The organism is Nocardiopsis sp. CA-288880 (assembly GCF_050955985.1).
Lineage (GTDB): Bacteria > Actinomycetota > Actinomycetes > Streptosporangiales > Streptosporangiaceae > Nocardiopsis > Nocardiopsis tropica.
The window spans coordinates 6,757,230-6,783,813 of record NZ_CP192105.1; the positions used below are offsets into that span (position 1 = coordinate 6,757,230).

The following is a 26,584-nucleotide window of genomic DNA, read 5'->3' on the forward strand; positions in this document are numbered from 1 at the left end:
CGAAATCCGCGGAAGTTAGACCTCTTCGACACTGCTGGGCTCTCGCCGCCCCAGGTCGATTCCCAGTTCTTCCGCCGCGCGGAAGACGTCCTCGTCACTGTCCCGCATCTCGATGGACATACCGTCACTGGACAGCACCTCCACGTTCAGACAGAGCGACTGCATCTCCTTGATGAGCACCTTGAAGGACTCAGGGATACCCGGCTCGGGGATGTTCTCGCCCTTGACGATGGCCTCGTAGACCTTGACCCGGCCCACCACGTCGTCGGACTTGATGGTGAGCAGCTCCTGGAGCGCGTAGGCGGCGCCGTAGGCCTCCAGCGCCCAGACCTCCATCTCACCGAAGCGCTGACCGCCGAACTGCGCCTTACCGCCCAGCGGCTGCTGGGTGATCATGGAGTACGGGCCGGTGGAGCGCGCGTGGATCTTGTCGTCCACGAGGTGGTGGAGCTTGAGGATGTACTTGTAGCCGACCGAGATCGGCTCGGCGAACGGCTCGCCGGTGCGGCCGTCGAACAGGCGCGCCTTGCCGTCCTCGTTGATGAGGCGGTTGCCGTCCTTGTTCGGGCGCACCGACTGGATCAGGCCGCTGAGCTCGTCACCGTGCAGGCCGTCGAAGACCGGGGTGGCCACGCGCGAGTTCGGCGGGACCTCGGCCGCGCCGATCGCGTGGAGCGACTTCTGCCACTCCTCCTCCACCCCCTCGACCAGCCAGCCGTTCTTGGCCAGCCACCCGAGGTGGACCTCCAGGACCTGGCCGACGTTCATCCGGCCGGGCACGCCCAGCGGGTTGAGGATGATGTCGACCGGGGTGCCGTCCTCCAGGAAGGGCATGTCCTCCTGCGGCAGGATCTTGGAGATGACGCCCTTGTTGCCGTGGCGGCCGGCGAGCTTGTCACCGTCGGTGATCTTGCGCTTCTGGGCCACGTAGACGCGGACCATCTCGTTGACGCCGGGGGCGAGCTCGTCGCCCTCCTCACGGCTGAACACGCGCACGCCGATGACCTTGCCGGTCTCGCCGTGCGGCACCTTCAGGGAGGTGTCGCGGACCTCGCGGGCCTTCTCGCCGAAGATGGCGCGCAGCAGGCGCTCCTCCGGGGTCAGCTCGGTCTCGCCCTTGGGCGTGACCTTGCCGACGAGGATGTCGCCGTCCACGACCTCGGCGCCGATCCGGATGATGCCCCGGTCGTCGAGGTCGGCCAGGACCTCCTCGCTGACGTTGGGGATCTCGCGGGTGATCTCCTCCGGGCCCAGCTTGGTGTCGCGGGCGTCGACCTCGTGCTCCTCGATGTGGATCGAGGAGAGGACGTCGTCCTGCACCAGGCGCTGGGAGAGGATGATCGCGTCCTCGTAGTTGTGGCCCTCCCAGGACATGTAGGCCACGAGCAGGTTCTTGCCGAGCGACATCTCACCCTGGTCGGTGGAGGGTCCGTCGGCGAGGACCTGGTTGGCCTCGACCCGCTGGCCCTCGCTGACGATCGGCCGCTGGTTGAAGCAGGTGCCCTGGTTGGAGCGCTGGAACTTGCCCATGCGGTACGTCTTGCGCGTGCCGTCGTCCGCCATGATCGTGGCGTAGTCGGCGGTGACGTCCTCGACGACGCCGGCCTTCTCGTTGAGGATGACCTCGCCGGCGTCGGTCGCGGCGCGGTACTCCATGCCGGTGCCGACGAACGGCGACTCGGCGCGCAGCAGCGGCACGGCCTGGCGCTGCATGTTGGAGCCCATGAGCGCGCGGTTGGCGTCGTCGTGCTCCAGGAACGGGATCATGGCGGTGGCGACCGACACCATCTGGCGCGGCGACACGTCCATGTAGTCGACCTCGTCGGTGCTGACCTGCTCGAACTCCCCGCCCTTGCGGCGCACGAGCACGCCGGCCTCGGCGAAGGTGCCGTCGGCGTTCAGCGGCGTGTTGGCCTGCGCGATGACGTACAGGTCCTCCTCGTCCGCGGTCAGGTAGTCGACCTGGTCGGAGATGCGCCCGTCGATGACCTTGCGGTACGGGGTCTCCACGAAGCCGAAGGAGTTGACCCGCCCGTAGCCCGCCAGGGAGCCGATCAGACCGATGTTGGGACCCTCGGGGGTCTCGATCGGGCACATGCGGCCGTAGTGGGAGGGGTGCACGTCGCGCACCTCGAAGCCCGCGCGCTCACGGGACAGACCGCCCGGACCCAGCGCCGAGAGGCGGCGCTTGTGGGTCAGGCCCGCGAGCGGGTTGGTCTGGTCCATGAACTGGGACAGCTGCGAGGTGCCGAAGAACTCCTTGATGGAGGCGACGACGGGGCGGATGTTGATCAGGGTCTGCGGCGTGATCGCCTCGACGTCCTGGGTGGTCATCCGCTCGCGGACGACGCGCTCCATGCGGGCCAGGCCCAGGCGGACCTGGTTCTGGATGAGCTCGCCGACGGTGCGCAGGCGGCGGTTGCCGAAGTGGTCGATGTCGTCGGTCTCGATCGGGCGGAGGCCGTTGACGGTCTCCTTCTCCACCTCGCCCGCGTGCAGGCGGACCATGTAGTCGATCGTGGCGACGATGTCGTCCTCGGTCAGCGTGCCCTGCGTGTAGTCGGCGTCGAGGCCGAGCTTCTTGTTGATCTTGTAGCGGCCGACCTTGGCGAGGTCGTAGCGCTTGGGGTTGAAGTAGAGGTTCTCCAACAGCGCCTGGGCCGACTCCTTCGTGGGCGGCTCTCCGGGGCGCAGCTTGCGGTAGATGTCCAGCAGCGCGTCGTCGGTGCCCGCCGTGGGGTCCTTCTCCAGCGTGTTGCGGATGGACTCGTACTGGCCGAACCGCTCCAGGATCTGGTCGGTGGTCCAGCCCAGCGCCTTGAGCAGGACGGTGACGCCCTGCTTGCGCTTGCGGTCGATGCGGACGCCGACGAAGTCGCGCTTGTCGACCTCGAACTCCAGCCAGGCACCGCGGGACGGGATGACCTTGCAGCCGAAGAGGTCCTTGTCGGTGGTCTTGTCGACGGACCGGTCGAAGTAGACGCCCGGGGAGCGGACCAGCTGGGACACGACGACGCGCTCGGTGCCGTTGATGATGAAGGTGCCCTTGACGGTCATGAGCGGGAAGTCGCCCATGAACACCGTCTGGCTCTTGATCTCACCGGTGTCGTTGTTGATGAACTCCGCCGTGACGAACATCGGGGCGGAGTAGGTCATGTCCTTGTCCTTGCACTCCTCCTCGGAGTACTTGGGCGGCTCGAACCGGTGGTCGCGGAACGAGAGGGACATCGTGCCCGAGAAGTCCTCGATCGGGCTGATCTCCTCGAAGATCTCTTCGAGACCGGACTGCTCCGGAACGTCCTTGCGGCCGGCGTTTCGGGCCGTCTCGACCCGGGTCTTCCACTTGTCGTTGCCCAGCAGCCAGTCGAACGACTCGGTCTGCAGGGCCAGAAGGTTCGGAACCTCGAGGGGTTCCTGGATACGGGCGAAAGAAACGCGGTGCGGACCAAGGGCGTTAGCGGAGGCGTTGCGCGAGGCTGCCAACAGGGGTCCTTCCGAAGGCTTGTGGCGGTTGAAGCGCGCACGCCAGACGATCCGTCACGAGAGGGACCGCCGCAACGCGGTTGAGACGGTCACATCGAGCGGGTGACGGGCCACCGTATGTCCAGAAATGGGATGGGTGGCAGCCGTGCACCGGCACAGGGATCACCAAAGGGCAGCGCAAAAGAGCAGTGTAGCCGAACACCACACCGCTGTCCACTCACGGTCCACAGCGCAACTCACGACACCGGCAGGATCACCCGTGAAGGGCGATCCGTCAAGCCCGGCCGTCGTCCCGCTCGGCCCGCGACGGAGAACCTCCGACCGTGGACCAGCCCCTCCGCCGTCTCCGGCACAGGGGTGTCCGGCCTCGGGCCGTCTGCCCGTCCGCTCCCCCGAGGGGGAGCCGTCCGTCGGCGGACCGGCTCCGGTCCGCCGTCTCTCGCAACCCTCGGGGATCGCCCTCGACCGGGATCGGTGGAGCTGGCGCGCCTGCCCTGGCCCCAGGGGGTTGTGAGCCCGTCGGACACCGGAAAAGGTTCCCCCGCGGGGGGCGGGTAAACCCTCTCCCGGGGCCTCGTCGGGATTCCCGGGACGGGAGATTACCGCGTTCGGGGGACAGTTCGCACACGCGGCCCCTGACCTGGTGCTCCCGAACCGCCTCAGCTTCGCACACCCGGCGGGGCGAACGGCGTCGGAACACGGCGTACCCGGAGAGAGGGGACCTTCGTCGCACGGGTCCGGGACCAGGGGCCCTGTCGCGGCGGCGCGCGGGAAGGGGCCGGGAGGGGGCCGGGAGGGGGCCGGGAGGGGTGGGACGGCGGGGAGGGGCGGGACGGCGGGGAGGGGCGGGACGGCGGGGCGCCGCCGGGGAGCGCGGGGACCGCCGCCGCACCCGCGGGACGCGGGGTGCGGGACGCGGGACGCGGAAGGCGGGGTGCGGGGGCGGCACCCGGACCGAGGGGCCGGGGACCCCCGTGTCCCACGGCCGGGCCCCGGGAACGCGAACGCGGCCGCCCCTCCCGGAGGAGGGACGGCCGCGTGGAGCAGACCAGCGGGCCTGTGCGGCCCGCGGAGGACTACTTGAGGGTGACGGTGGCGCCGGCGCCCTCGAGAGCGGCCTTGGCCTTCTCAGCGGCCTCCTTGTTGACGCCCTCGAGCAGCGGCTTCGGAGCGTTGTCGACCAGGTCCTTGGCCTCCTTGAGACCCAGGCTCGTGAGGCTGCGGACCTCCTTGATGACCTGGATCTTCTTGTCGCCGGCGGACTCGAGGACGACGTCGAACTCGTCCTTCTCCTCGACCTCGGCCGGAGCGGCGCCCGCGGGGCCGGCGACGGCGACGGCGGCCGGGGCGGCAGCGGTGACGTCGAACTTCTCCTCGAAGAGCTTCACGAAGTCGGCCAGCTCGAGAAGGGTCATCTCCTCGAAAGCGGCAAGCAGGTCGTCGTTGCTGAGCTTCGCCATGATGCGGTTTCTCTTTCTCTACAGACACGCGCGCCTGTCGGCATCACGTGCGAGCCTTCGGCGGGGCGCCCTCGGCGCCCGCCGCGGTTCAAAAGGTTCAGGCAGCTTCCTGGGAACGCTTGTCCGCCAGGGCCTGCGCGAGGCGCACGGCCTTGGAGGGAAGCGCCTGGAAGACGGCGGCGGCCTGGCCCTGCTTGGCCTTGAGCGCGCCGGCAAGCTTCGCGAGGAGAACCTCGCGGGACTCCAGGTCGGCCAGCTTGGTGATGTCCTCGGCGCTCATCGACTTGCCGTCGATGATGCCGCCCTTGATCACCAGGGGCGAGTTCGCCTTCGAGAAGTCGCGCAGACCCTTGGCGGCCTCGACCACGTCACCGTGGACGAAGGCGATGGCGGACGGGCCCACCAGAAGATCCTGGATCTCCTGGTCGACGCCGGCCTCCTTGACCGCGATCTTGGTCAGCGTGTTCTTGACGATGCGAAAACGCGCGTTCTGGCCGAGGCTGTTGCGCAGGTCGGTGATCTGCGCGACAGTGAGCCCCCGGTATTCGGTCAGCACGGCGCCGCTCGACTCACGGAATTCCTCCGTGAGTTCGGCGACCGCGGCTGCCTTGTCCGGCCTCGCCATGGGACTCCTTCCAACATTGACTTCGATCCCGCGCCTGACGGCGGGGTGTCCCGCACCTCGCGGGGCGGAGTTCCTGACTCGTGCGCCGGAAACCGCCCCGGGCGGAGTCGGAGCGGACCCGCTCCTGCTCCGCCTGCCTTCCGGCCGGGGCCCGGTGGACCACCGGTACCGGCCGGTGCGGGTACGAGCGCCGGTCGGTTCCCAAGGACTCGCGCGATCGGCGTCAGCACGAGAAAAAGCCCCGAGCGCCAGGCGCACGGGGCACGACCGCGTTCTCTCGGCGCGGAGTGCGCGCCCGGAACGGGAAAGCTCTAGTGACACCTGCGCGGGCGCCCATCGCGGATGGGTCCTTAGGGCCACCCCTGCGGGTGGCGACCAGCGGTCTTCGGCAGCCTCCATCGTAACCGACGCCCGGGGGTGCTCGTCCCCTCCGGCGGAACCGCCGGTGTGATCGCGCGCACCCCCGCACGCGCGGGAACCGTCGGCACATGCGCCGGACCGGCTCCGGGCCGTCCGCGCACCCCGCGCACGCACGGGAACCGCACGGGGAGATCGGCCGCCGAGGGGGCACTCGCGAATAATCGACCGATATGTCGGTTGTGTGCGGGAAGATGTCTCCCGGGCGCCCCCGCTCCCGGACGCGCCCGTCCCCCACCCGAAGAAAGCGGAACACCTTCGTGAAGACGCGTATGCCCTCCCTGCTCACGGCGGGGACCCTCGCCCTCGCCCTCACCGCCTGCGGCGGCGGCGCCCCGGAGGAGGAGGCGGTCGAGGTCGAGGCGGCCGAGGAGCCCGGAGAGGGCGGCGGTGTCCTGGACATGCTCGCCGAGCTCGCCTCGAGCACGCAGGAGGTCACCAACTACACGCTGGACCTCGACATGTCCATGCCCGACCCCGAGCTCGGCACCGTGGACATGACGATGACCTACGAGGTCATGGACGACCCCGAGGCCGCGCAGGTCACCATGGTGATGCCCTTCGTCGGCGAGATGCTGCTGGAGCTCGCCGCCCTGGGCGGGGAGGACCCCGGCCTGACGGCCGAGGAGCTCGGCACGACCGTCCTCATCGTCCCCGCGGAGGGCGAGACCCTGGTGTCCGACCACAACGGCCTCCAGGAGGTCGACACCCCCTGGGCCCGCGGCGTCCAGGACACCGCGGAGCTGGGGCCGCAGGAGATGTTCGACATCGCCTCGCTGCCCGACCTGGTGGGCGCCTTCGCCGAGATCGACCAGATCGAGGAGGCCGGCGCCGAGGAGGTCGGCGGTGTCGAGACCACCCTCGTCGAGGGCACGATGACCGCCGAGGAGATCGACGCCCTGGACGCCGAGCAGAAGCTCGCCGTGCTGGAGCTGATCGGTGACGTCAGCGGCTCCGTCGACGTGTCCATCTGGGTCGGCCGGGACGGCTTCCCGATGCGCCTCGACTTCTCCGACGAGAAGGCCGACGTGTCCATGGTCTTCTCCGAGCTGGGCGAGACCTCCTTCGAGATCCCCGGCGAGGACGAGATCACCGACCTGTAGGGGCCCGGTACGGGGAACGGCCCCCGCGTCCGGTGGACGCGGGGGCCGTCGCCGTCTGCGGGACGGCTACGCGGAAGGACGTCAGGCGTCGAGCGGGATGCTCGGGCCCATGGTCGTGCTGACCACGGCCTTCTTGATGTAGCGGCCCTTGGCGGCCGACGGCTTGAGGCGGTTCACCTCGTCGATCGCGGCCTGGTAGTTCTCCAGGAGCTGCTGCTCGCCGAAGGAGGCCTTGCCGATGATGAAGTGCAGGTTCCCGTGGCGGTCCACGCGGAACTCGATCTTGCCGCCCTTGATGTCGGTCACGGCCTTGGCCACGTCCGGGGTGACGGTGCCCGTCTTCGGGTTCGGCATCAGGCCACGCGGACCGAGCACGCGGCCCAGGCGGCCGACCTTGCCCATGAGGTCCGGGGTGGCGACGACGGCGTCGAAGTCGGTGTAGCCCTTGGCGACCTTCTCGATCATCTCGTCGTCGCCGATGATGTCGGCGCCAGCGGCGAGAGCCTGCTCGGCACGCTCACCGGTCGCGAAGACCAGGACCCGAGCGGTCTTGCCGGTGCCGTGCGGCAGGTTCACGGTGCCACGGACCATCTGGTCGGCCTTGCGCGGGTCGACGCCCAGGCGCAGGGCGACCTCGACGGTCGAGTCGAACTTGGCGCTGGAGGTCTCCTTGGCGAGCTTCACGGCCTCGGCGGGGCCGTGGAGCTTGTCGCGGTCCACCAGCTCGCTGGCTTTGCGGTGGTTCTTGCTGCGCTTCACGCTGTTCTCCTAGGGAACGTGTGGTCGTCGGGCCAGCGCCTGGCCCTGCCACGGTGGTTCTTGAACGTCGAGCGTCCCCGGTCGCCCCGCCCCGTCCCGGGCCGGCGCCACCGTGCGGGGAGCTACTTGACCTCGATGCCCATCGAACGGGCGGTGCCGGCGACGATCTTGGTCGCGGCCTCGATGTCGTCGGTGTTGAGGTCGGGCAGCTTGGTCTGCGCGATCTCGCGGACCTGCTCGGCGGTGATGGAACCAGCCGTGCTGCGACCCGGGTCGGTGGCGGCCTTGTCCAGCCCGGCGGCCTTCAGGATCAGCTTCGGCGCCGGAGGCGTCTTGGTGACGAAGGTGAAGGAACGGTCCTCGTAGATGGAGATCTCTACGGGGATGACGTTGCCGCGCTGGGACTCCGTGGCAGCGTTGTACTGCTTGCAGAAGTCCATGATGTTGACGCCGTGCGGGCCGAGAGCGGTACCAACGGGCGGCGCCGGGGTCGCCTGACCGGCGGGGAGCTGCACCTTGACGAGTGCGGCCAGTTTCTTCTTCGGAGGCATATCGGGTCCTTTGCCTGATCTGCGTTGTGTGCTGGTCCCTGGCCTCCCCGCGGCGCCGTGCGGTCGTGGCGATCGCGGCGGCACCGCTGCCGAAGGAGGCGCGGCCCCGTGCCGGAGGGCGCGGGGGCGACGGCCCGCCGGGACCTGGCGGGCCGTGACGTGCCCTGCCTGGGCGGGGCACGAGAGTGGGTCCACCGCGAGGGTGGACCCACCAAGTCTATGTCGCCGTGACGAGTGCCTTGACGGTCGTCCGGCGGGCACGGCGCCCCGCCGGACGGCGGCCCGGGTCAGATCTTGGCGACCTGGGTGAAGGACAGCTCGACCGGCGTCTCGCGGCCGAAGATCGACACCAGCACCTTGAGCTTCTGGGTGTCCGGGTTGATCTCGCTGACCGTGGCGGGCAGCGTGGCGAACGGGCCCTCCATGACCGTGACGGACTCGCCGATCTCGTAGGCCACGTCGGAGCGGACCTCGCCGCCGGCGCGGGCCTTCTGCGCCTGCTCCGGCTCCTGCTCCGGCTCGGGCGCGAGGAGCTTGGCGACCTCGGTCAGGCTCAGCGGGGCGGGCTTGTTGGACAGGCCCACGAAGCCGGTGACGCCGGGGGTGTTGCGGATCGCCGACCAGGACTCGTCGGTCAGGTCCATGCGGACGAGCACGTAGCCGGGCAGGACCTTCTCGGTGACCTGCTGGCGCTTGCCGCTCTTGACCTCGGTGACCTCGTGCTCGGGCACCTCGACCTGGAAGATGTAGTCCTCCATGTTGAGGGACTGGGTGCGGCTCTCGACGTTGGCCTTGACCCGCTTCTCGTAGCCCGCGTAGGTGTGCACGACGTACCAGTCGCCGGGCAGCAGGACCAGCTCGTTCTTGAACTCCTCGACGGGGTCCAGGCGCGGGGCCTCCTCGGCCTCCTCCTCGCCCTCGCCGTCGGCGGCCCCGCCGTCGTTCTCGTCGTCGGCGCTCTCGTCCGCGTCGCCGGTCAGAGCAGGGCTGTCGTCGTCGGCCTTGTCGGCCGCGTCCTCGGACAGCTCGCCCGCCAGGCCGGTCTCTTCCGCAGACGACTGATCCGGCTCCTCATCGGGGAAGTCGTCAGAGGTCAGTGGGGACTCGGACACGGCTGCTCTTTCTCTCGTCGGATGCGCTCTGCGGAGCGACGCACGCCGAACAGCGGTCTGCGTCGAACCCAGTCATGCCAGCTTACGGTCTGTCCGGGCGGCGCGGGACCGACGCGCGGACGAGTGGGGCCGCGCCCCGGTCGTCCGGAGGCGCGGCCCAGAAGTCTCGGTCAGACGCCCGCAGGGCGGCCGAAGGTGCCGTAGAGCCAGGTGATGGCCTCGCCGAAGCCCCAGTCCAGGAGCGAGACGTAGCCGAGGACGACCACCACGAAGACGAGGACGACGATGGTGTAGGTCACCAGTTCGCGGCGCGTGGGCCAGCGGACCTTGCGCAGCTCACCGACGACCTGCTTGGTGAACGTCACCGGACCGGTACGACGCTTCGGCTCCTTGTCGGGCTTCGCGTCGGCGTCAGTCTGTGTCACCTGGGGTCCTTAGGGTCGCGGGCTGCCAGAAATCCCCGTAGTTCCGATGCCCCGTGCGGAGTGTCGGCCCGGAGGCCGCCACTCCGCTCGCGCGGACTTGCAGGGCAGGAGGGACTCGAACCCCCAACCGCCGGTTTTGGAGACCGGTGCTCTACCAATTGAGCCACTGCCCTTGACGGAAACTGCGCTCCCACCATAGCCGGTCGCCGTGCGCTACGCACACCGATGGCCCGGTAACACCTGGGCCACGACCGTTCGGCGCGACCGAGTGTATGCCCATTCGCCCGATCTGACCAAACCGCCGGAGGGCCGGCGCCCCCTCCGGAGACGCCTCGCGGGCTCCCGGCCCGGGACGGGACCGCGTGGCACCATGGGCGCCATGAGCGACCGACCCCGTGTCTCCGCACGCATCAGCGCCATCTCCGAGTCCGCCACCCTCGCCGTGGACGCCAGGGCCAAGGCCATGAAGGCGCAGGGCCGCCCCGTCATCGGCTTCGGCGCGGGGGAGCCCGACTTCCCGACGCCCGACCACGTCGTCGAGGCGGCCGTCGCGGCGGCGCGCGACCCGCGCTTCCACCGCTACACGCCGGCGGGCGGCCTCCCCGAGCTGCGCGAGGCCGTCGCGGAGAAGACCCGGCGGGACTCCGGCTACGCGGTGGAGCCCTCGCAGGTGCTGGTGACCAACGGCGGCAAGCAGGCCGTCCACGAGGCCCTCGCCGCCATGCTGGACCCGGGCGACGAGGTCCTCCTGGTCGCCCCGTACTGGACCACCTACCCCGAGTCGATCAGGCTCGCGGGCGGCGTGCCGGTCTTCGTCGTCACCGACGAGGGCACCGGGTACATGGCGGGCGTGGAGCAGTTGGAGGCCGCGCGCACCGAGCGCACCAAGGTCCTGGTGTTCGTGTCCCCGTCCAACCCGACGGGCGCCGTCTACCCGCGCGAGCAGGTCCGGGCGATCGGCCGCTGGGCGGACGAGCACGGCCTGTGGGTCCTCACCGACGAGATCTACGAGCACCTGGTGTACGGCGGCGCCGAGTTCTCCTCCCTGCCCGTGGAGGTTCCGGAGATCGCCGACCGCACCGTCGTCGTGAACGGCGTCGCGAAGACCTACGCGATGACGGGATGGCGCGTGGGGTGGATCATCGGCCCGAAGGACCTGGTCAGGGCCGCCTCCAACCTCCAGTCGCACGCCACCTCGAACGTCGCCAACGTCTCGCAGGCGGCCGCCCTGGCCGCCGTCTCCGGCGGTCTGGCCGCCGTGGAGGCGATGCGGGAGGCCTTCGACCGCCGCCGCAGGACGATGGTCCGGATGCTCGGCGGGATCGACGGCGTGGTCTGCCCGGAGCCGCTGGGCGCGTTCTACGCGTACCCGTCCGTGAAGGGCGTGCTCGGCAGGGAGGTGCGCGGCAGGACGCCGCGGACCTCCGCGGAGCTGGCCGAGCTCGTCCTGGAGGAGGCCGAGGTCGCCGTGGTGCCAGGAGAGGCCTTCGGCACCCCCGGCTACCTGCGCCTGTCCTACGCGCTCGGCGACGAGGACCTGGCGGAGGGCGTGGGGCGGCTCCAGAGGCTGCTGGGCGAGGCGCGGTAGCGGACGGCCCGCGGCCCGCGGGGGACGCGCGCCCCGGAGGGCCGCCCCGTCCGTGCGGAGCGCGGCCCGGGGCGCCCGATCCCGTCCCGGCGCGGCAAGTACGGCGTCCTGGCACCGGGGGCGCCCGTGATACGGCAGGCTTGGTTCATGGAGACACCGACCACCGCTCGCCGATTGGACCGGCTGCCCAAGGCCCACCTGCACCTGCACTTCACCGGCTCGATGCGGCACTCGACCCTGGTCGAGCTCGCCGAGGAGCGCGGAGTACACCTTCCCCAGGCCCTGGTCGAGGAGTGGCCTCCCCGGCTCCGGGCCACGGACGAACGCGGCTGGTTCCGCTTCCAGCGCCTGTACGACATCGCCCGCTCGGTGCTGCGCAGGCCGGAGGACATGTACCGGCTGCTGCGCGAGGCCGCCGAGGACGAGCGCGAGGCCGGGTCCGCCTGGCTGGAGATCCAGGTCGACCCGAGCGGGTACGCGTCCCTCTTCGACGGTCTCACCGCCACCCTGGAGCTGATCCTGGACGCGGCCCGCGCCGCCGAGCGCGACACCGGCGTCGCCGTCGGCCTGATGGTGGCCGCCAACCGGACCAGGCACCCCCTCGACGCCAAGGCCCTGGCGCGGCTGGCCCGGCAGTACGCGGGCAAGGGGGTCGTCTCGTTCGGGCTGAACAACGACGAGAGGCGCGGGCGCGCCCGCGAGTTCGAGGGCGCCTTCAGGATCGCCCGCCGGGCCGGCCTGCTGTCCGCCCCGCACGGGGGCGAGCTCCAGGGGCCGCGCAGCGTGCGCGAGTGCCTGGACGAGCTGAGCGCCGACCGGATCGGGCACGGCGTCCGCGCCGTGGAGGACCCGTACCTGGTCGAGCGGATCGCCACCCAGGAGGTCACCCTGGAGATCTGCCCGACCTCCAACGTGGGCCTGGGCGTGTACGAGGACTTGGAGCACCTGCCCCTGCGCAGACTCTTCGAGGCGGGGGTCCCGATCGCCCTGGGCACCGACGACCCGCTGCTGTTCGGCCCCCGCCTGGTGGAGCAGTACCGGATCGCGCGCGAGGTGTTCGGCTTCTCGGACGCCGAGCTGGCGGCGCTGGCGGGGATGTCGATCCGCGGGTCGGGCGCGCCGGACGCGCTGAAGAAGGAGCTGCTGGGCGGGGTGGAGGCCTGGCTGGCCTCGGAGCCCGAGCCCGTGCCGGACGCTACGCCAGGAGCATCCGGGCCCCCTGGGCGAGCATGACCGCTCCCGCCCCGAAGAACAGGACGGCGGCGCCGATCCGGATGGCGCGCTCGGGGAGCTTCTTGCCGAGGGCCGCGCCGAGGGCGATGGCGATGGCGTCGGCGGCGACCATGCCGAGGGTCGAGCCGATCCAGACGGGGAGCCAGTGGTGCTGGGTGCCGACCGTGATGGTGGCGAGCATGGTCTTGTCGCCGAGCTCGGCGACGAGGAAGACCACGAAGACGGTCATGAACGCGGAGCGGATGCGCCTGGAGGCGGCGCGCCTCTCGTCGTTCTCGGTCATCTCGTCGCCGCGCAGGGTCCACACGCCGAAGAGGAGGAAGGCCGCGCCGGCGACGAGGGTGAGCCAGTCGGTGGGGATGGCGGTGCCCAGGACCTCGGCGAGGAGCACGCTCCCGGCGTGCACGACGAGGGTGGCCGCGGTGATGCCCAGGAGGACCGTCAGGGCCCGGTAGCGGGTGGCCAGCGACATCGCGACGAGTTGGGTCTTGTCGCCCATTTCGGCGATGAAGATGGCGACGGCGCTGAATCCGAGGCCCGCGAGAAAAGCGGTCATGCGTCTGCCTCCGTACGAGGTGTGCAGGGCGGAAGGAGGCGGAGAGCGCCCCTTCAACCCGGTCGTCCTGAACCGGGTCAAAGGTCTCGTCCGCCCGCCGCGCCGGAATGCGGTCCCCGTTCGGCCGGGGGCCTCCTCGTCGGTTCGGGCTCGTACGACCGGGCCGCGGGGCGGCCAGTGTGTCGATCGCACGCATTGGGGACTACTCCCCTTCGACACCCGTACTTTATGCCGAAAGAACGGCGAATGGCAATTCATTGCCTCTTCGCATTTCTTTATTCGGAGCGACTCATAAACGAGTTCGGTTCACCGAACTTCTTTCTTGGGGAAAGGACACTCCGTTGTGCGGCACGGCGGCCCCGACCGCCCGCGGGCCGGTGCGGCGGTCGGGGGCGCGAGGCCTCAGAGGGAGACGCCGACCATCACGGGCTCGTTGACCAGGCGGACCCCGAAGGCCTCCTCGACGCCGTCGCGGACGTCCCTGGCCAGGGCCAGGAGGTCCTCGGTGGTGGGCGCCCCCGGGACGGTGGTGAGGGCGAGCACGTGCTTGGAGGAGACGCGGGCGGTCCCCCTGGCGTGGCCGCGGAACCCCGCCCGGTCGATGAGCCAGGCCGCGGACAGCTTGACGTTGCCGTTCCCGTCGGAGTGGCCGGGCATCCCGGCGTCAGCGCCGAGCCGCCGGTCCGCCCGTGCGCGCACCTCGGCGAACTCCTCGGCCGTGACCACCGGGTTGGTGAAGAAGGAGCCGGCGCTGCGGGTGTCGGGGTCGTCGGGGTCAAGGACCATGCCCTTGCCCCTGCGCAGGCCCAGGACGGTCTCCCTGGCGCGCTCCAGCGGCACCCTGTCCCCCGCTTCGGCCCCCAGGGCGCGGGCGACCTCCGCGTAGGCGATCGGGCGGCTGAGCTTGGCCCGGCGGAGGGCGAACACGACCTCGCACACCACGTACCGGTCGTCGCCCTTGAAGGCGCTGTCGCGGTAGGTGAACCCGCACTCCGCGTTGTCCAGGACGCGCCGCTCGCCGGTCCGCCGGTCGTAGACCAGCACCTCGCGGATGGTCTGGCTGACGTCCTGGCCGTAGGCGCCGACGTTCTGGATGGGGGTGGAGCCGACCCGGCCGGGGATGCCGGAGAGGAACTCCAGGCCGTTGAGCCCCTCGGCGACGGTGCGCTCCACGAGCGGGTCCCACTCGACGCCCGCCTCGGCGCGCAGCAGCACGACGGGCTCCCCCGTCCCGGGGTCGGTGTCGCCGGTCTCCTCGAAGGAGGCCCCGGGCGTGTCCACGAGGACCACGGTGCCCGGGAACCCGTCGTCGGAGACGACCAGGTTGCTCCCGCCCCCCAGGACGAGCACGGGCTCCCCCGCGGCGTCGGCCGCGGCGACCGCCCCGACCAGCTCGTCGGTCGTACGGGCTGTCCGGGAGGTCGTCGCCGGGCCGCCGAGGCCGAGCGTGGTGTGGTCGCAGAGCCAGAGGACCTGGTTCTCGGGGGCCTCGTTCTCGTGGACTGTGGACACGGTCACCTCACTGCTTCGCTACTGCCGTCAGGCCAGGCGGACGACGGCTTTGGACTGCACCAGGACCTTCGCGCCGCCGGAGCGGGCGGTCAGCAGGACCGTGACGGTGCCGTCGTCGTTCTTGGACTTGACCTTGCCGCCGACGGTGATCTCGGCCCCCTCGTCGTCGTCCGGGACGACCACGGGCGCGGAGAAGCGCACCGAGTAGTCGACGACGCAGCCGGGGTCCCCGGTCCAGTCGGTGAGCACCCGCGCGGCCTCGGCCATCGTGAACATGCCGTGGGCGATGACGTCGGGGAGCCCGACGGACTTGGCGAAGCGCTCGTTCCAGTGGATGGGGTTGAAGTCGCCGGAGGCGCCCGCGTAGCGGACGAGGTCCAGGCGGCGGACCGGGAAGGTCCGCTCGGGCAGCTCGGTGCCGACCTCGACGTCGGCGTGGCTCAGCCTGCTCACGATCGCGTTCCTCACGTTCCTGTGGATGGGGGTCACTCGCCGCGCACGACGAGCATCATCGTGGTGGTGACCACGTGTTCGCCGTCGGCGTTGTCGGCCACGGTCTCCAGGGTGAGCAGTTCGTTGCCGCCGAGGGACTTGATGCCCGTGATGCGGGTGACGCTGCTGAGGACGTCGCCGGCGTGCAGGGGCCGGCTGTAGTGGAAGCTCTGGTCGCCGTGCACGACACGGGAGAAGTCGACCCCCAGCTCCGGGTCGGCGATGGCCTGCGCGGACCCGGCCATGCCCAGGATCACGGGGAAGGTGGGCGGCGCGATCACGTCGGGGTACCCGGCGGCCTTGGCGGAGGCCGTGTCGGTGTACACCGGGTTGGGGTCGTTGACCGCCTCGGCGAACTCCCGGATCTTGCCCCGGGTCACCTCGTAGGACTCCGGCGCGGGGTACTCCCGGCCGAGGTAGTCAGGGTTGATCGCCACGCTCTCCCTCTCCTGGTTCTGCAACGCGGGCCGGAGGGGCCCGGATACGCGAACAGCCCGGTGAGCGGATCGCTCACCGGGCTGGAAGTCTATGAGAAGCTCACGTCGGCCTCAGCCGCGCCGCTCGCGAGGACCTAGCGGGTCTCGCGGTGCTCGTTGTGCTTGCGGCAGTTCGGGCAGAACTTCTTGATCGCGAGCCGGTCGGGGGTGTTCCGACGGTTCTTGCGCGTGATGTAGTTACGGTGATTGCACTCCTGGCAGGCCAGGGTGATCTTCGGCCTCACGTCTGTGGCAGCCACTTCGGAGTGCCTTTCTCGCTGGAAACAGTACCTAGTGCGCAGTAGAACACTGCAAAGCGCCCGCGACGACCCCTGAGAACAGTGTCCCAGGGGTCAACGGGTTGGTAGCGGGGGCCGGACTTGAACCGACGACACAGCGATTATGAGCCGCTTGCTCTACCGACTGAGCTACCCCGCCCCGATCAACGGAACCCGGCCCCCGTGGGGACCGGTCCCGGTTCAGGCCGGTAGATGCTCCACCGGCCACCCACCTGAGTGGACCGGACCTCGTCAAGTGGTGGAGCCCCTTTACGGAATCGAACCGTAGACCTTCTCCTTACCATGGAGACGCTCTGCCGACTGAGCTAAAGGGGCGCGCTGTGGGGCTTGTGTCGACCGCCCCGGGGGTGTTGCCCCCTTGCGCTGGTCATGACTATACAGGGATTCGGGGGTGGTCTGCCAAATCAGAGGCGCCGGCGACCCCGGCCTCCCGGCCCGGCGGAGCGAAACCCCTGCTCGGAGCCTGTTTCCGACCCTTCCGCGAGTCCGCGTGTGATCCAGGCCGCTCCCGGCGTCCCGGGGCCGGGACGCCGGGCCGTGCGTCAGAGCACTCCGTCGGACACCCACACGTTGGACATGGCGTCCCTGTTGAGGGTGCGGATGGTCGCGGGCAGCCCGAGGCGGCGCAGCGCGTCGGAGAGCCGGGTGTCGTGCGTGAAGACGATCAGCTGCCGGTGGCGGCCCACCTCCGCCAGGACCGAGGACAGCCCCTCGACGGTCTCGGTGTCCATCGCCTGCACGGGGTCGTCGAGCAGCAGGAAGCCGAACGGGTTGCCCTCCACCAGGGTGCGGGGCAGGCAGATGGACAGCGCCAGGGCCTGGAACTCCCCCTGGCTGAGCAGGCCGGGCGCGCTGGTCTGGTCGTCGACCCCGTCCACGGTCACGTCCACCTCGACCCGCCTCCGGGCGCCGCGCCCGATCAGGCGCATGCCCTGGAGGTCGATGTGGCGTTCCTGGCGCAGCCGGAACCACACCTGCTCGGCCTGTGAGGCGACCGGGCCGAGCCGTTCCGCCCGCAGGCCCCGGGCCTGGTCCGCCAGCCAGTTGAGGGCCGCCTCGGCGCTGTACAGGACGTCCCTGGCGCGGAGGGCGTCCTGCGCTTCGTCCAGCCAGGCGGCGAGCCGCTCGGCGAGGTCGCCCCAGCCCCCGCTGGGGTCCTCCAGCCGCTCGGTCGCGTCCCGGCGCGCGCTGATGGCGGCGGAGCGGAGCCGGCGGCCGACCGCCTCGATGTGCTCGGCCAGCTCGGCGAGGTCGGTGATGTCGGAGCCGGACTCCCACAGCGCCCACACCTGGCCCAGCTCGCTCTCCGGCGGCAGCCACCCGGGGGCCGGGGAGAGCAGGAAGCGGGCCTGGTCCCGGGCGGCCGCGGCGCGCTCGTAGGCGGCCGAGGCCGGGGCGGCCTGGGTGCGCAGGGTCCTCAGCTGGGCGTTGGCCCTGCGCGCCCAGTCGGCGCCGAGGGCCCCCGGCGCGGAGCAGGTGGGGCAGGTGGTGTCGGAGGGGTGCCGCTTGTGGTGCTCCAGCGCCTGTTCGAGGAGCTGGACGACGCCGTGGGCGTGGTCGCCCTTGCTCCCCGCGGCCATGGCGAGCTCCATGGACGCCCCGCGCAGCTCGTTGACGACGTCGGCGATGACGGTCCGCTCGGGGACCGAGAGCCGCCGCAGGCGCCGCAGGACGACGTGCAGGGCGGGGTCGCTGGGCCCGTCGTCCTCGGCGATCCGGCGGAGCGCCTCGATGTCGAGGTGCTGCGCGCCGAGGAGGTGGACGGCCTGGGCGGCCCGGGGGTCGCCGGAGCCGCGGAGCGCGTCGACCAGGCGGCCGAGCTCCCGCGAGGGCCGGTCGCGCCGCTTGGCCAGGGAGTCGCAGACCTTGGCGAGCCTGCGCTCGGCCTCGGCCAGGCCGGTGAGGCCCAGGAGCGCGGTGAGCGTGTCGTAGAGCTCGGCCGAGCGCCCGGTGACGGTGCGCCCGAGCTCGTCGTAGGAGAGGAAGGGGCGGTAGCGGACGAGGCTCTCGCCCCAGTCCAGGGTGCGGAGCGGGGCCACCTCGCCGTTGGGGCGGACCACCTCGCCCCGTGCGGAGCGCACGCTCTCGCCGGTCCAGCGGCGGGTGATCCGGGTGGGGCCCTCGTCCCCGGCGACGTGGATGTCGACGGTCGCCTCGGTGCGTTCGTCGTAGTGCAGGTTGCGCCAGCCGTCCCGCCACCCGGTCGGCATCGCGTCCCAGCGGGGGTTGCGCCCGGTGAGTGCGGCCTCGGCCGCCTCCGCGAAGCTGGACTTGCCGGAGCCGTTGCGGCCGACGATGACGGTGAGCCCCGGGCCGGGCGGGAAGGTCAGCTCGGAGGGGCGGCCGATCCCGCGGAAGCCCTGGACCCGGATACCGGTGAGGTAGGAGCGGCGGACCCGGCCCGGCGGCGCCGGCGCCGCCGACGGCCCGTCGGCGGCCGGGTCGGGGATGTGCTCGCCCTCGAGCAGCGCGGCGAGGGCGTCCTCCCCCCACAGGGCGGCGGTGACCCATGACCGGACCTCCCGTGGCAGCCCGGAGGCCGCCAGGGCGTCCAGGAGCGAGGTCGTGGTGGGGTCGTCCCCGGCCGGCGGGGCGCTCTGCGCGTCCGCACCGCCACCGTCGAACGTCTCGGGTACCCGAGTCACCTTCGTCACCCCGCTCTGTTGTCGTTGCCGCACAAGCAGACTAGGACAGGTGGGGAGGAAGCATTCGTGGTTCCCCCCTTCCCGGGCGCGCGGGTCCGCTCCCGGCCGCGCCCGCCCGCGGGGGCCGGTCGGCGTTCCCCGGAGGGCTCTCCGCGCGGCGCCCGGCCGCCCCGCGCCGTCCCCGGCGGGGCCGTGTGCGCTCCCCGGCCCCGGCCGGGGACGGGCCCGAACGGCGTGCCCGGGAGGGGCCGCGCGCCGGGGCCGGAGGGCCCCGGGGCGGGCCGCGGCGCTCACACGCCGACCAGGCGCCTCCTGCTGCCGTCCCACGTGAAGTGCAGTGTCGCGATGCCGGGGACGTTGGGGTCGCGCAGGCACTCGTAGATGTTGAGGCTCGGCACGCTGGCGAAGCAGCCCCACACGCGTTCGGAGGTCAGCACGAAGTCCAGGTCCAGTTCGACCAGGAGGCCGAGGAGGCGCCCGTGGGTGGGCTCGTCGACCTTCGCGAACGCGTCGTCCAGCAGGATGAGCCTGGGCGCCCACGAGGCGCGCGCGGCGAGCGCGTCGAAGTGCGCCGCCGCCGCGGCGAACAGCACCAGGTAGGCGACCACGCGCTGCTCGCCCTGGCTGAGGGCGGTGCGGTGGCCCAGTCGGCGCTCGTCGCCCGCGCCGTCGGTCACGTAGACGGTGAACGTGAACCAGGACCTGTAGTCGAGGGCGGCCCGCAGCTGGGCCCCGCCGGTGGCCGTGGGGTCCAGGCGGCGGATCGCCTCGATGCAGCGGCGCAGGGCGTCGCGCAGGCGGGTGGTCTGCACGCGCGTGCGCTCCTCGGCGGGGGTCGCCAGGAGCGGGACGACCGCCTCGACGTCGGCGCCCGCGTCGGGGGCCAGCCTCCAGTCCAGGCGCACTCCGAGGCCGGCGGAGGTGGTGACGTCCTTGAGGACGTCGTTCATGGTGGTGATGAGGGCGCGGGCCTCGTCGATCTGGCGGGCGAGGTGGCCGGCCAGCTCTCCGAGCAGGTGGCGCTCGAAGGCCTCCTCCTCGGCCACCGCGACGGCTTCGTCGGCGCGGGCGGCGGAGGCGGTGATCCGCTCGGCGTAGGCGGTGACGTCGTGGGCGCCGTCCTCGTCGTGGACCGTGAGGCGCTTGAGGCCGCGCGGCTCGCTGAGCTCGGTGCGGGTCTGCGCCCACCCGGCGGAGGTGAGCAGGCGGTGCAGGTCCTCGCGGCTGCTCAGGATGGCGCTGTCGTCCACCTCGGGCGCCCCGGCCCCCACCTGGGCGGCGAGGCCCTCCTCCAGCTGTCCGACGAACGCCTCCAGCAGGGCGAGCCGGGCGTCCGGGCCGGGCGCGGGCGGGCGTCCGGCGGGGTCCGCGTCCGGCTCCCCGCCGTGGAGGGCGGAGTGGGCGAGGTAGGCGGTGAGGGGGCCGTCGTCCGCGGCGCAGGCGTCCAGGCCCGCGGCGCCCAGCAGGACGGCGTCCGGAACGTCGGTGTCGTCGATCCCCGTGCCGCCGGGGAGGGAGACCGCGCGGACGAGCCGCTCCCCCGCCGTGAGGGCGCGGCGCACCTGTTCGGCGCGCTCCTGGGTGGCGGCGACGAGCCGCGCCTCGGCGCCGACCCGCTCGTCGCGGGCGCGCTGGGCCCCGCGCTCGAGTTCGGGCAGCCGCCGGGACGCCTCGTCGGCCCTGGCCCTGACCTGGTCCCGGGCCGCGTCGATCTGCTCGCCGGGCACGCCGCGGGCGCGGTCGCCGAGCTCGAACTGGCGGCGGACGGTGATCATGTCGTCGATGGCGGCGGCCCTGGCGTCCTCGGCCAGGACCCGTTCGGCGCGGGCCGCCCTCCACCCGGCGACGTGGTGCTCGTGGTCGGCCAGCTCCCAGGCGAGGACGTCGAGGTCCTTGAGCCCGGAGCCGACGAGGACGCGCAGGTGGTCGAGGGCGCGCAGGGCGCTGTCCAGCTCGGCGCGGACGCTCGGCAGGGCGTTGACGTCGGCCGAGGTGCGCAGGCGGGAGCGGATGTCGAGGAGTTCGGCGCGGCACTCCTCCGCGGCGCGGCCCGCGGTCGCGTGGGCGCGGCGGGCGGCGGCGACGTCCTCGCGGGCGACGTCCAGGACCGCCCGGGCGCGGATGAGCGGGGAGGGGTCCGGCAGGCTCCGGGACACCTCCAGGAGCTCGGCGTAGGACTGCTCGACGGCCCAGCGGCGCTCCCCCGCCTCGGCGAGGAGGGCCTCGGCGATGGCCATGCGCCGGTCGGTGTTGGCCGACTGGCGGTCGCGGGCCCGTTTGCGGGCGGCCTCGCCGATGTACTCGGGCTCGCTCTTGTCGTGGGAGCCGGAGGCCACGCCGAGGCGCCAGCCGCCGGTGAGCGACATGGAGCTGACGGTGGCGACGGAGCTGTCGCGTCGGTGCTTGGCCTCGGTGTCCTCGGCCGTGCCCGGCACGGGTTCGTCCTCGGAGTGCAGGGCGATGGACGAGAGCAGGGTGCGGAGGCTGTCGTGGTTGACGCCGCGGTCGGGGGCGGCGACCGGGACGAGCACGTCGAGGAGGGTCCTGCCCTTGGCCTGCCGGGCGGGCGTGACCAGGATGTCGCGGGTGCCCGGGTCGTGGAGGGAGCCGTCCGCGCGGATCCACCCGGCGAGCAGTCCGCTGGCCTCCAGGGCGGCCTCCAGTCCGGCCTGTTCGCGGGTGCTGAGCCCGTCGGCGAAGTCGACGGCCAGGTAGAGGGGGGCGCCCTCGCCCCGGGGACGCGGGTAGGTGGCCCACGGCGGGCGCTCCGGGGCGTGTTCGGCGTTGCCGGTGCGGCGCTCGGCGAGCTCGGCCAGTTCGTCGGAGAGCTGGCCCTCCTCGTTGACGGCGACGTCGCGCCGGGCGCGCAGGTCCTCCAGGAGGGGGGCGACGGCGTCGTTCGCGAGGCGGGAGACGGTGGAGGGCACGTCGGGGTCGAGGACCCTCAGGGAGTCGGTGATGGGCAGCTCGACGCTGCCCTCCAGCTCGTGGACGGCGTCGCCGAGCGCGTGGGCGTGGCTGGACTCCCGCAGGCGGGCGGCCCAGGCCCGGACGCCGTCGGCGTAGGCGGTGCTCTCCTCGCGCAGCGCGGCGACGGCGGCGCTCTCGCGGTCGTGGGCGTGTTCGAGCACGGCGTCCGCGCTCTCGGCCTCGCTGGTCAGGGCGACGAGGCGGCGGTCGGCCGCCGCCTCCGCCGTGGTGAGGCCGGTGAGGCGGGCGGCCAGGTCGGCGCGCTCGGCGGACCGCTCCGCGGCGTCGGAGAGCTGGTCGTGGAGGCGCCCGAGGCGGTCGCGCAGGTCGTCGAGGTCGATGCCTTCGACGGGCTCGCGCTCGACGGCCTGTTCGAGCCCCTGGAGGTCGACCCGGGTGGCGCTCTCGCGCGGGGCGTGGACGGTGTCGAGCGTGTCCGGGACCTCGCCGAGGAGGGCGGGGTCGATCCCGGCGGCGGTGGCCGCGCGGGTGGCCTCGGCGTGGGTCTGGCGCAGGATGTCGAGCGCGCGGTCGATGGCGGCGGTGTCCTCGCCGAGCCGTTCGACGGTGTGCCGTTCGACCCGCTCGGCGTGCTCCGCGGCGACCCAGGCTGCCTCGGCGGCCCTGATGTAGGCGCCGACGGCGGCGTCGTAGGCGCGGCGCTCGTTCCCCGTGGCGGTGGCGGCGTTGTTCCGGGCCGCGGCGAGGGTGCCGTCGTCGGCCTCGGCGGTGTCGCGGGTGCGCCGGGCCTGGTCGCGCTCCTCGGAGATCCGGCTCTCCTCGGTGATGAGCCGGTCGAGTTCGGCGCGCAGGCGCCCGGTCTCGGCGGTGCGGCCCGCGGCGGCGTCGATCTGCTCGCGGACGTCGGCGGCGCGCGACCGGAGGGCGTGGACCAGGTAGCCGCGGTAGTCGTCGAGGAAGGCGGTGACCCCGGCCCCCGCCTCGCCGAGGGCGGTCTTCTCCGCCCGGGCCTGTTCGAGGTCGGCGATGTTGCGGGCGACCTCGTCCAGGACCGACTCGTCCATGGGCGGGAGGGCCTCGGAGAGGACGCCGACGAGCTCGCCGGCCTCCAGGCGGTCGCCGATGGTGGGGCGCCGGAGCCGGTAGAGGAGGTGGATGAGGTTGCGGTAGCGGACGGAGTCGTCGATGCCGAACAGGTCGTGCATCACGCGGGCCCGGTAGGGGACGGCGCTGGTGAAGCAGTTGTCCGCGCCGATCTCCGAGCGGAGCCGGTCGACGGGCTTGGGGCGGCCGTCGGTGACGAGTTCGAGGTCGTGTCCGACCCGGCGGTCGGTGACGAAGAACACGCAGCGCGGGTCGGAGTCGCCGACGGCCATGACGGCGGCGCCGAGGGTCAGGTGGCGCGGTCGGCCGCCCGGGGCGCCCGGTCCGGTCTCCTCCGAGGCGGGTGCGGGGCCCGGCGTCGCGGCGGCGAGCAGGGCGGACGCGCTGTTGGGCCCGGTGGTGGCGCGGGCGGCGGCGTCGAGGCCGCGGTCGCCGCGGTCGGTGGTGAACTCGACCCACAGGTAGCCGAGGCGGGTGACGGGGCCGGTGTCGCCGTCGGCCTGCTCGGGCCCGGCCTCGTCGGCGGCCTCCTCGGGGCCGCCGAGCAGGTCGGGGCCGGTCTCCTCCGGCTCGGGCCGGCGTCCGGCCCGGGGGTCGTCGGCCATGAGCCAGCGCAGGCTGGTGCGGTTGGTGCCGGTGGTGTCCAGTCGGCGCACGTCGCCGTCCAGCAGGAACGGGAGCAGCATCTCCAGCGCCTTGGACTTGCCCGCGCCGTTGCGTCCGCGCAGCAGGAGGCGGCCCTCGGCGAAGTCGAGGACGTGGTCGTCGTACTGCCAGACGTTGCGGATGCCCGCGCGTTCGAGGCGGTAGCGCGGGGTGTCGGCGGGGTCAGCCGGAACTGCCCCCGGGGCCTCGCTGGTCTCCTGTGTCACCACTGGTCGCGCTCACCTTCTCGTTCGCCACCGCTTGCAGCACGGACGTCACCCGGCTCAGGTCGCCTCGGGGATCGGCGGGAGCGTCGGGCGGACCGTCTTCGTGGCCGGACCCGCGCGTCGGGGCGGCGTGCGTCCGGCTGTCTCCGCCATTGTCCTGGATCGGGGGGACGCGCTCGTCCACGTCGGCCCCGTACCGCGCCGCCGCGGCGGTGAGCCGCCACTCGCCGGGGCCTCCCCGCAGGAGTCCGAGGTCGGTCAGCAGGGCCGTGACGCGGGTGCTCAGCCGGTCCGGGTCGGGCACCTCGGGGCCTGCGGTGCGGGCCCACTCGGTCCGCGCGGGGGCGTCGGGGCCGCCCAGGGCGTCCAGGGCGGTGCGCAGTTCGCGGTCGGGCACGGGGACGGAGGTGGCGGGCATGCCGGGGTGCAGGCGGCCGGAGAGGTGGCGGACGAGGGCGAGCGCCACCTGGCCGACGGGGTCGTCGGAGGGGAAGGCCGGGCGGGCGCCGGCCTCGTCGGGCATCACCATCGCGACGCCCTCGGCGCGCACCTCGGCGTCGCAGCCGAGCAGGTTGCCGAGCGCGGCGGCGGCCCGCCACTGGTGCGCGGCGAGGCGGTCCCTCTGGCGGTCGGGGAGCTCCTCGCGGTAGACGACCGCGGTCTCGGCGAGGAGGCGGCGCAGGGCGGTCTCGCCCTGGTGCTCGCCGTCGGGGTCGGTGTCGACGGCGCTCGCGAGGAAGGAGTCCGGGTCGTCGGAGGCCTGCGGCAGGTGGACGGCGACGGCGCGGACGACCGGTGTGCGGGGGCGCAGGGCCGGGTCCGCGGCGGCGTCGGCCCCGTGGTCGGCGACGCGGCCGGAGGTCTCGGTCAGGGCGCCGAGCGCGACCAGGTGTTCCAGGGCCGCGCAGAAGGCGCGGCGCTCGCCGAGCCCGCGGCCGGGATCGGCGTCGATCCCGGCCTCGTGCGCGGCGGCCCGGACCCGGTGGGCGAGCGCGCGGACGGTGGTGGGCCCGGTCTCCTCGACCAGGACGGCCAGGGCCAGCGCGAGGTAGGTGTGGGTGCGCGGTGTGAAGCGGGCCCCGTTGGCACGGGTGGGCCGGTGGACGGCCTCGTCGACGAGGCCGCGTTTGACCAGCCGGGCGTGGTCGTCGCCGACGTCGAGCCGGTACCCGAGCACGCGCTGGAAGCGCTGGACGAGCCACTCGGCGTGGGAGCGCACGAGGGACAGCTCCGCCGGATGGACGGCCCGGGTCAGCAGCGGGTGCGCCATGAGCGCGCGCGCCGCGGCCTGGCGTTCGCCGATGAGCGCGGCGTCCTCGCTGTAGGCGTCCGTCTCCATCACCCCCACGGTCGGTTCCGGTCGGCGGACAGGTCGATCGGCCCCGTGGTCTCGACGTCCGGGTCCGGCCCCGGCAGGCCGCCGGCGGTTCCGGGCGCCTCGGCGGAGGGGGCGGACGGGTTCCCGACGGTACCCGGTCCGGGCCGCCGGCCCCCCGTCGCGGGGGCGTCGGCCGGGAGGGGCGCTCCGTCGTCGGTCTCGGGGCCGGTCGGCTCCTCCGGGGGCCGGCTCCCGCCGTCGGACCCGGCCGGGGGGGTCCGCGCCCCGCCGTCCTCGGGCTCCGCGGACGGGGTGGCGAGGAGGCCGCGGACCGGGGGGGCGTCGTACCGGGGGGCCGTGCGGCCCGGGGGTTCCGGGGCGGGCGTGTACGGGGTCGACGGGTCCAGGGGGTGCGGGGCGGCGGGAGCCGCCGGGACCGGGGCGGGCGTGTACGGGGTCGACGGGGTCGGGGGGTCCGGGTCCAGGGGGTGCGGAGCGGAGTCGTCCGACGCGGCCGGGCCGGGGGCGTCCGGCCCGGGGACGGGCGTGTACGGGGTGGACGGGTCCAGGGGGTCCGGGCCCGAGGGGCCCGGGACCGCGGGCGCGGGGTCCTGTGCCGGGGCGTCCGGCTCAGGAGCGGGCGGGTACGGGGTCCCCGGGTCCAGCGGATCCGCGTCCGAGGAGGCCGCGGGCGCGGGGTCCGGGGACGGGAGGTGCGGGTCCTGTGCCGGGGCGTCCGGCTCGGGGGCGGGCGGGTACGGGGTCGACGGGTCCAGCGGATCCGGGCCGAGGGGGTGCGGAACGGGGGCGGGCGCGGTCGCCTGGTCCCCGGAGAGGGGACCTGAGCCGGTCCGGGAGGCGGGCGGGGCCCACCCCGCGGGCGCGAGGAGGCCCGGGAATCCGTCGTCCTCGACGGTGTGCTGGTCGTAGGAGGTGACGCGCAGGCGGAGTCCCTCCAGTGTCAGCTCCCCGCCCTCGCCCCGGATGGTGACCTCGGCCCCCGGGGCGGCGCTGACGTGCAGGCGCAGGGAGAACTCCAGGTCGCCGGCGGAGGAGGGGCGGCGGCTGGCGTCGCCGGAGCCGAGGGCGGCGGTGAGGAGCTCCATGAGCACCTCCATCCCGGCCCCGGAAAGGTCCAGGCGCGCCCGCAGCGGGGTGGGCTCGGCGAGCAGGGCGCGGATCTGCGAGGCGCCCGCGCGGCGCCAGTGGGCGGAGGACTCGGCGGCGTCGCGCAGGCGGGCCTGCTGCGCGCGGTGGTCGCGGACGGGCTCGGGCAGCCGGGAGCCCGGGTGCTCGGTGACGGTGCTGCGGTCGGGGGCCGCCTGCCACCAGCTGGTGGTGGCGGCGACGCCCTCGTCCGTCCGCCCCTCCAGGTGGAGGGCCGGGTGCAGGCCGTAGGCGGCGGTCGCGAGGGCGTCGGCCCGGTCGGGGTCGGCCTCCTCGAACCAGGAGGCCAGGCGCAGCAGAGCCGCGCGGCCGTGCCGCGGCCCCGGCCGTCCGCCGGCGCCCTGTACGTCGTCCGCGCGGGTGTCCGCGCGCTCGTTGAGTGCCACAACTCAGCAGACTAGAGACCTCCCGGGCGCGCCACGCCCGGTTCCGGCCTGTCCGGTCCCGCCGACCTGC

The 26,584-nt window shown here is 73.0% G+C and carries 19 protein-coding genes and 3 tRNA genes; 3 read left to right on the forward strand and 19 right to left on the reverse strand.

Annotated elements, in window-relative coordinates:
* Positions 1–15: 15 nt before the first annotated feature.
* The 3 genes from rpoB to rplJ all read right to left on the reverse strand — a co-directional run bounded on the left by rpoB (position 16) and on the right by rplJ (position 5,568).
* On the reverse strand, positions 16–3,483 hold the full coding sequence (gene rpoB / locus ACQPYD_RS29075; protein WP_352983841.1) for a DNA-directed RNA polymerase subunit beta: 3,468 nt from the start codon (positions 3,481–3,483) through the stop codon (positions 16–18).
* Between the two features lie 1,076 nt (positions 3,484–4,559).
* Positions 4,560–4,943, reverse strand: coding sequence for a 50S ribosomal protein L7/L12 (gene rplL, locus ACQPYD_RS29080; RefSeq protein WP_267946698.1), 384 nt, complete (start codon positions 4,941–4,943; stop codon positions 4,560–4,562).
* Positions 4,944–5,040: 97 nt separating this feature from the next.
* On the reverse strand, positions 5,041–5,568 hold the full coding sequence (gene rplJ / locus ACQPYD_RS29085) for a 50S ribosomal protein L10 (protein ID WP_267946699.1): 528 nt from the start codon (positions 5,566–5,568) through the stop codon (positions 5,041–5,043).
* A gap of 677 nt (positions 5,569–6,245) precedes the next feature.
* Here rplJ and ACQPYD_RS29090 point away from each other — a divergent pair.
* Positions 6,246–7,088 (forward strand): hypothetical protein, encoded by an 843-nt coding sequence (locus ACQPYD_RS29090; protein ID WP_433698572.1) that lies wholly within the window; start codon positions 6,246–6,248, stop codon positions 7,086–7,088.
* 81 nt (positions 7,089–7,169) lie between these two features.
* Here ACQPYD_RS29090 and rplA read toward each other — a convergent pair whose 3' ends face one another.
* The 5 genes from rplA to ACQPYD_RS29115 all read right to left on the reverse strand — a co-directional run bounded on the left by rplA (position 7,170) and on the right by ACQPYD_RS29115 (position 10,108).
* Positions 7,170–7,847, reverse strand: coding sequence for a 50S ribosomal protein L1 (gene rplA, locus ACQPYD_RS29095; RefSeq protein ID WP_433698573.1), 678 nt, complete (start codon positions 7,845–7,847; stop codon positions 7,170–7,172).
* Positions 7,848–7,969: 122 nt separating this feature from the next.
* Positions 7,970–8,398, reverse strand: a complete 429-nt coding sequence (rplK, locus tag ACQPYD_RS29100) for a 50S ribosomal protein L11 (protein WP_330159891.1) — start codon at positions 8,396–8,398, stop codon at positions 7,970–7,972.
* A 287-nt stretch (positions 8,399–8,685) separates the two neighbouring features.
* The gene (gene nusG / locus ACQPYD_RS29105) at positions 8,686–9,510 is read right to left on the reverse strand and encodes a transcription termination/antitermination protein NusG (protein ID WP_433698574.1); all 825 of its coding nucleotides are present in this window, start codon (positions 9,508–9,510) and stop codon (positions 8,686–8,688) included.
* Positions 9,511–9,680: 170 nt separating this feature from the next.
* Positions 9,681–9,935, reverse strand: a complete 255-nt coding sequence (gene secE / locus ACQPYD_RS29110; protein ID WP_267946703.1) for a preprotein translocase subunit SecE — start codon at positions 9,933–9,935, stop codon at positions 9,681–9,683.
* Positions 9,936–10,035: 100 nt separating this feature from the next.
* A tRNA-Trp gene (locus tag ACQPYD_RS29115) sits at positions 10,036–10,108 on the reverse strand.
* Between the two features lie 206 nt (positions 10,109–10,314).
* On the opposite strand from ACQPYD_RS29115, the gene ACQPYD_RS29120 reads away from it, so the two are divergent.
* On the forward strand, positions 10,315–11,523 hold the full coding sequence (locus ACQPYD_RS29120) for a pyridoxal phosphate-dependent aminotransferase (protein ID WP_433698575.1): 1,209 nt from the start codon (positions 10,315–10,317) through the stop codon (positions 11,521–11,523).
* 147 nt (positions 11,524–11,670) lie between these two features.
* Entirely contained in the window at positions 11,671–12,756 is a 1,086-nt protein-coding gene (locus ACQPYD_RS29125; protein WP_433698576.1) for an adenosine deaminase, read from the forward strand.
* Here the strand turns inward: ACQPYD_RS29125 and ACQPYD_RS29130 are convergent.
* The 11 genes from ACQPYD_RS29130 to ACQPYD_RS29180 all read right to left on the reverse strand — a co-directional run bounded on the left by ACQPYD_RS29130 (position 12,719) and on the right by ACQPYD_RS29180 (position 26,514).
* The gene (locus tag ACQPYD_RS29130; RefSeq protein WP_433698577.1) at positions 12,719–13,312 is read right to left on the reverse strand and encodes a TMEM165/GDT1 family protein; all 594 of its coding nucleotides are present in this window, start codon (positions 13,310–13,312) and stop codon (positions 12,719–12,721) included. The two genes, ACQPYD_RS29125 and ACQPYD_RS29130, sit on opposite strands and share 38 nt — an antisense overlap.
* A 402-nt stretch (positions 13,313–13,714) precedes the next feature.
* Complete coding sequence (locus ACQPYD_RS29135; RefSeq protein ID WP_433698578.1) at positions 13,715–14,824, reverse strand: UDP-N-acetylmuramate dehydrogenase; 1,110 nt, start codon at positions 14,822–14,824, stop codon at positions 13,715–13,717.
* 27 nt (positions 14,825–14,851) lie between these two features.
* Complete coding sequence (locus ACQPYD_RS29140; RefSeq protein ID WP_267946708.1) at positions 14,852–15,277, reverse strand: MaoC family dehydratase; 426 nt, start codon at positions 15,275–15,277, stop codon at positions 14,852–14,854.
* A gap of 32 nt (positions 15,278–15,309) precedes the next feature.
* Entirely contained in the window at positions 15,310–15,753 is a 444-nt protein-coding gene (locus ACQPYD_RS29145; RefSeq protein ID WP_267946709.1) for a MaoC family dehydratase N-terminal domain-containing protein, read from the reverse strand.
* A 134-nt stretch (positions 15,754–15,887) separates the two neighbouring features.
* Positions 15,888–16,052, reverse strand: coding sequence for a 50S ribosomal protein L33 (gene rpmG / locus ACQPYD_RS29150; RefSeq protein WP_013156089.1), 165 nt, complete (start codon positions 16,050–16,052; stop codon positions 15,888–15,890).
* Positions 16,053–16,154: 102 nt separating this feature from the next.
* Positions 16,155–16,230: transfer RNA gene (locus ACQPYD_RS29155), tRNA-Met, on the reverse strand.
* Positions 16,231–16,330: 100 nt separating this feature from the next.
* A tRNA-Thr gene (locus ACQPYD_RS29160) sits at positions 16,331–16,406 on the reverse strand.
* Between the two features lie 227 nt (positions 16,407–16,633).
* On the reverse strand, positions 16,634–18,736 hold the full coding sequence (locus tag ACQPYD_RS29165; RefSeq protein WP_433698579.1) for an AAA family ATPase: 2,103 nt from the start codon (positions 18,734–18,736) through the stop codon (positions 16,634–16,636).
* Positions 18,737–19,026: 290 nt separating this feature from the next.
* Positions 19,027–23,646, reverse strand: a complete 4,620-nt coding sequence (locus ACQPYD_RS29170; protein WP_433698580.1) for an SbcC/MukB-like Walker B domain-containing protein — start codon at positions 23,644–23,646, stop codon at positions 19,027–19,029.
* Entirely contained in the window at positions 23,600–24,982 is a 1,383-nt protein-coding gene (locus tag ACQPYD_RS29175; RefSeq protein WP_433698581.1) for a TIGR02678 family protein, read from the reverse strand. The genes ACQPYD_RS29170 and ACQPYD_RS29175 overlap by 47 nt, the downstream gene beginning before the upstream one ends.
* Complete coding sequence (locus ACQPYD_RS29180) at positions 24,982–26,514, reverse strand: DUF2397 family protein (protein ID WP_433698582.1); 1,533 nt, start codon at positions 26,512–26,514, stop codon at positions 24,982–24,984. The genes ACQPYD_RS29175 and ACQPYD_RS29180 overlap by 1 nt, the downstream gene beginning before the upstream one ends.
* Between the last annotated feature and the right edge of the window lie 70 nt (positions 26,515–26,584).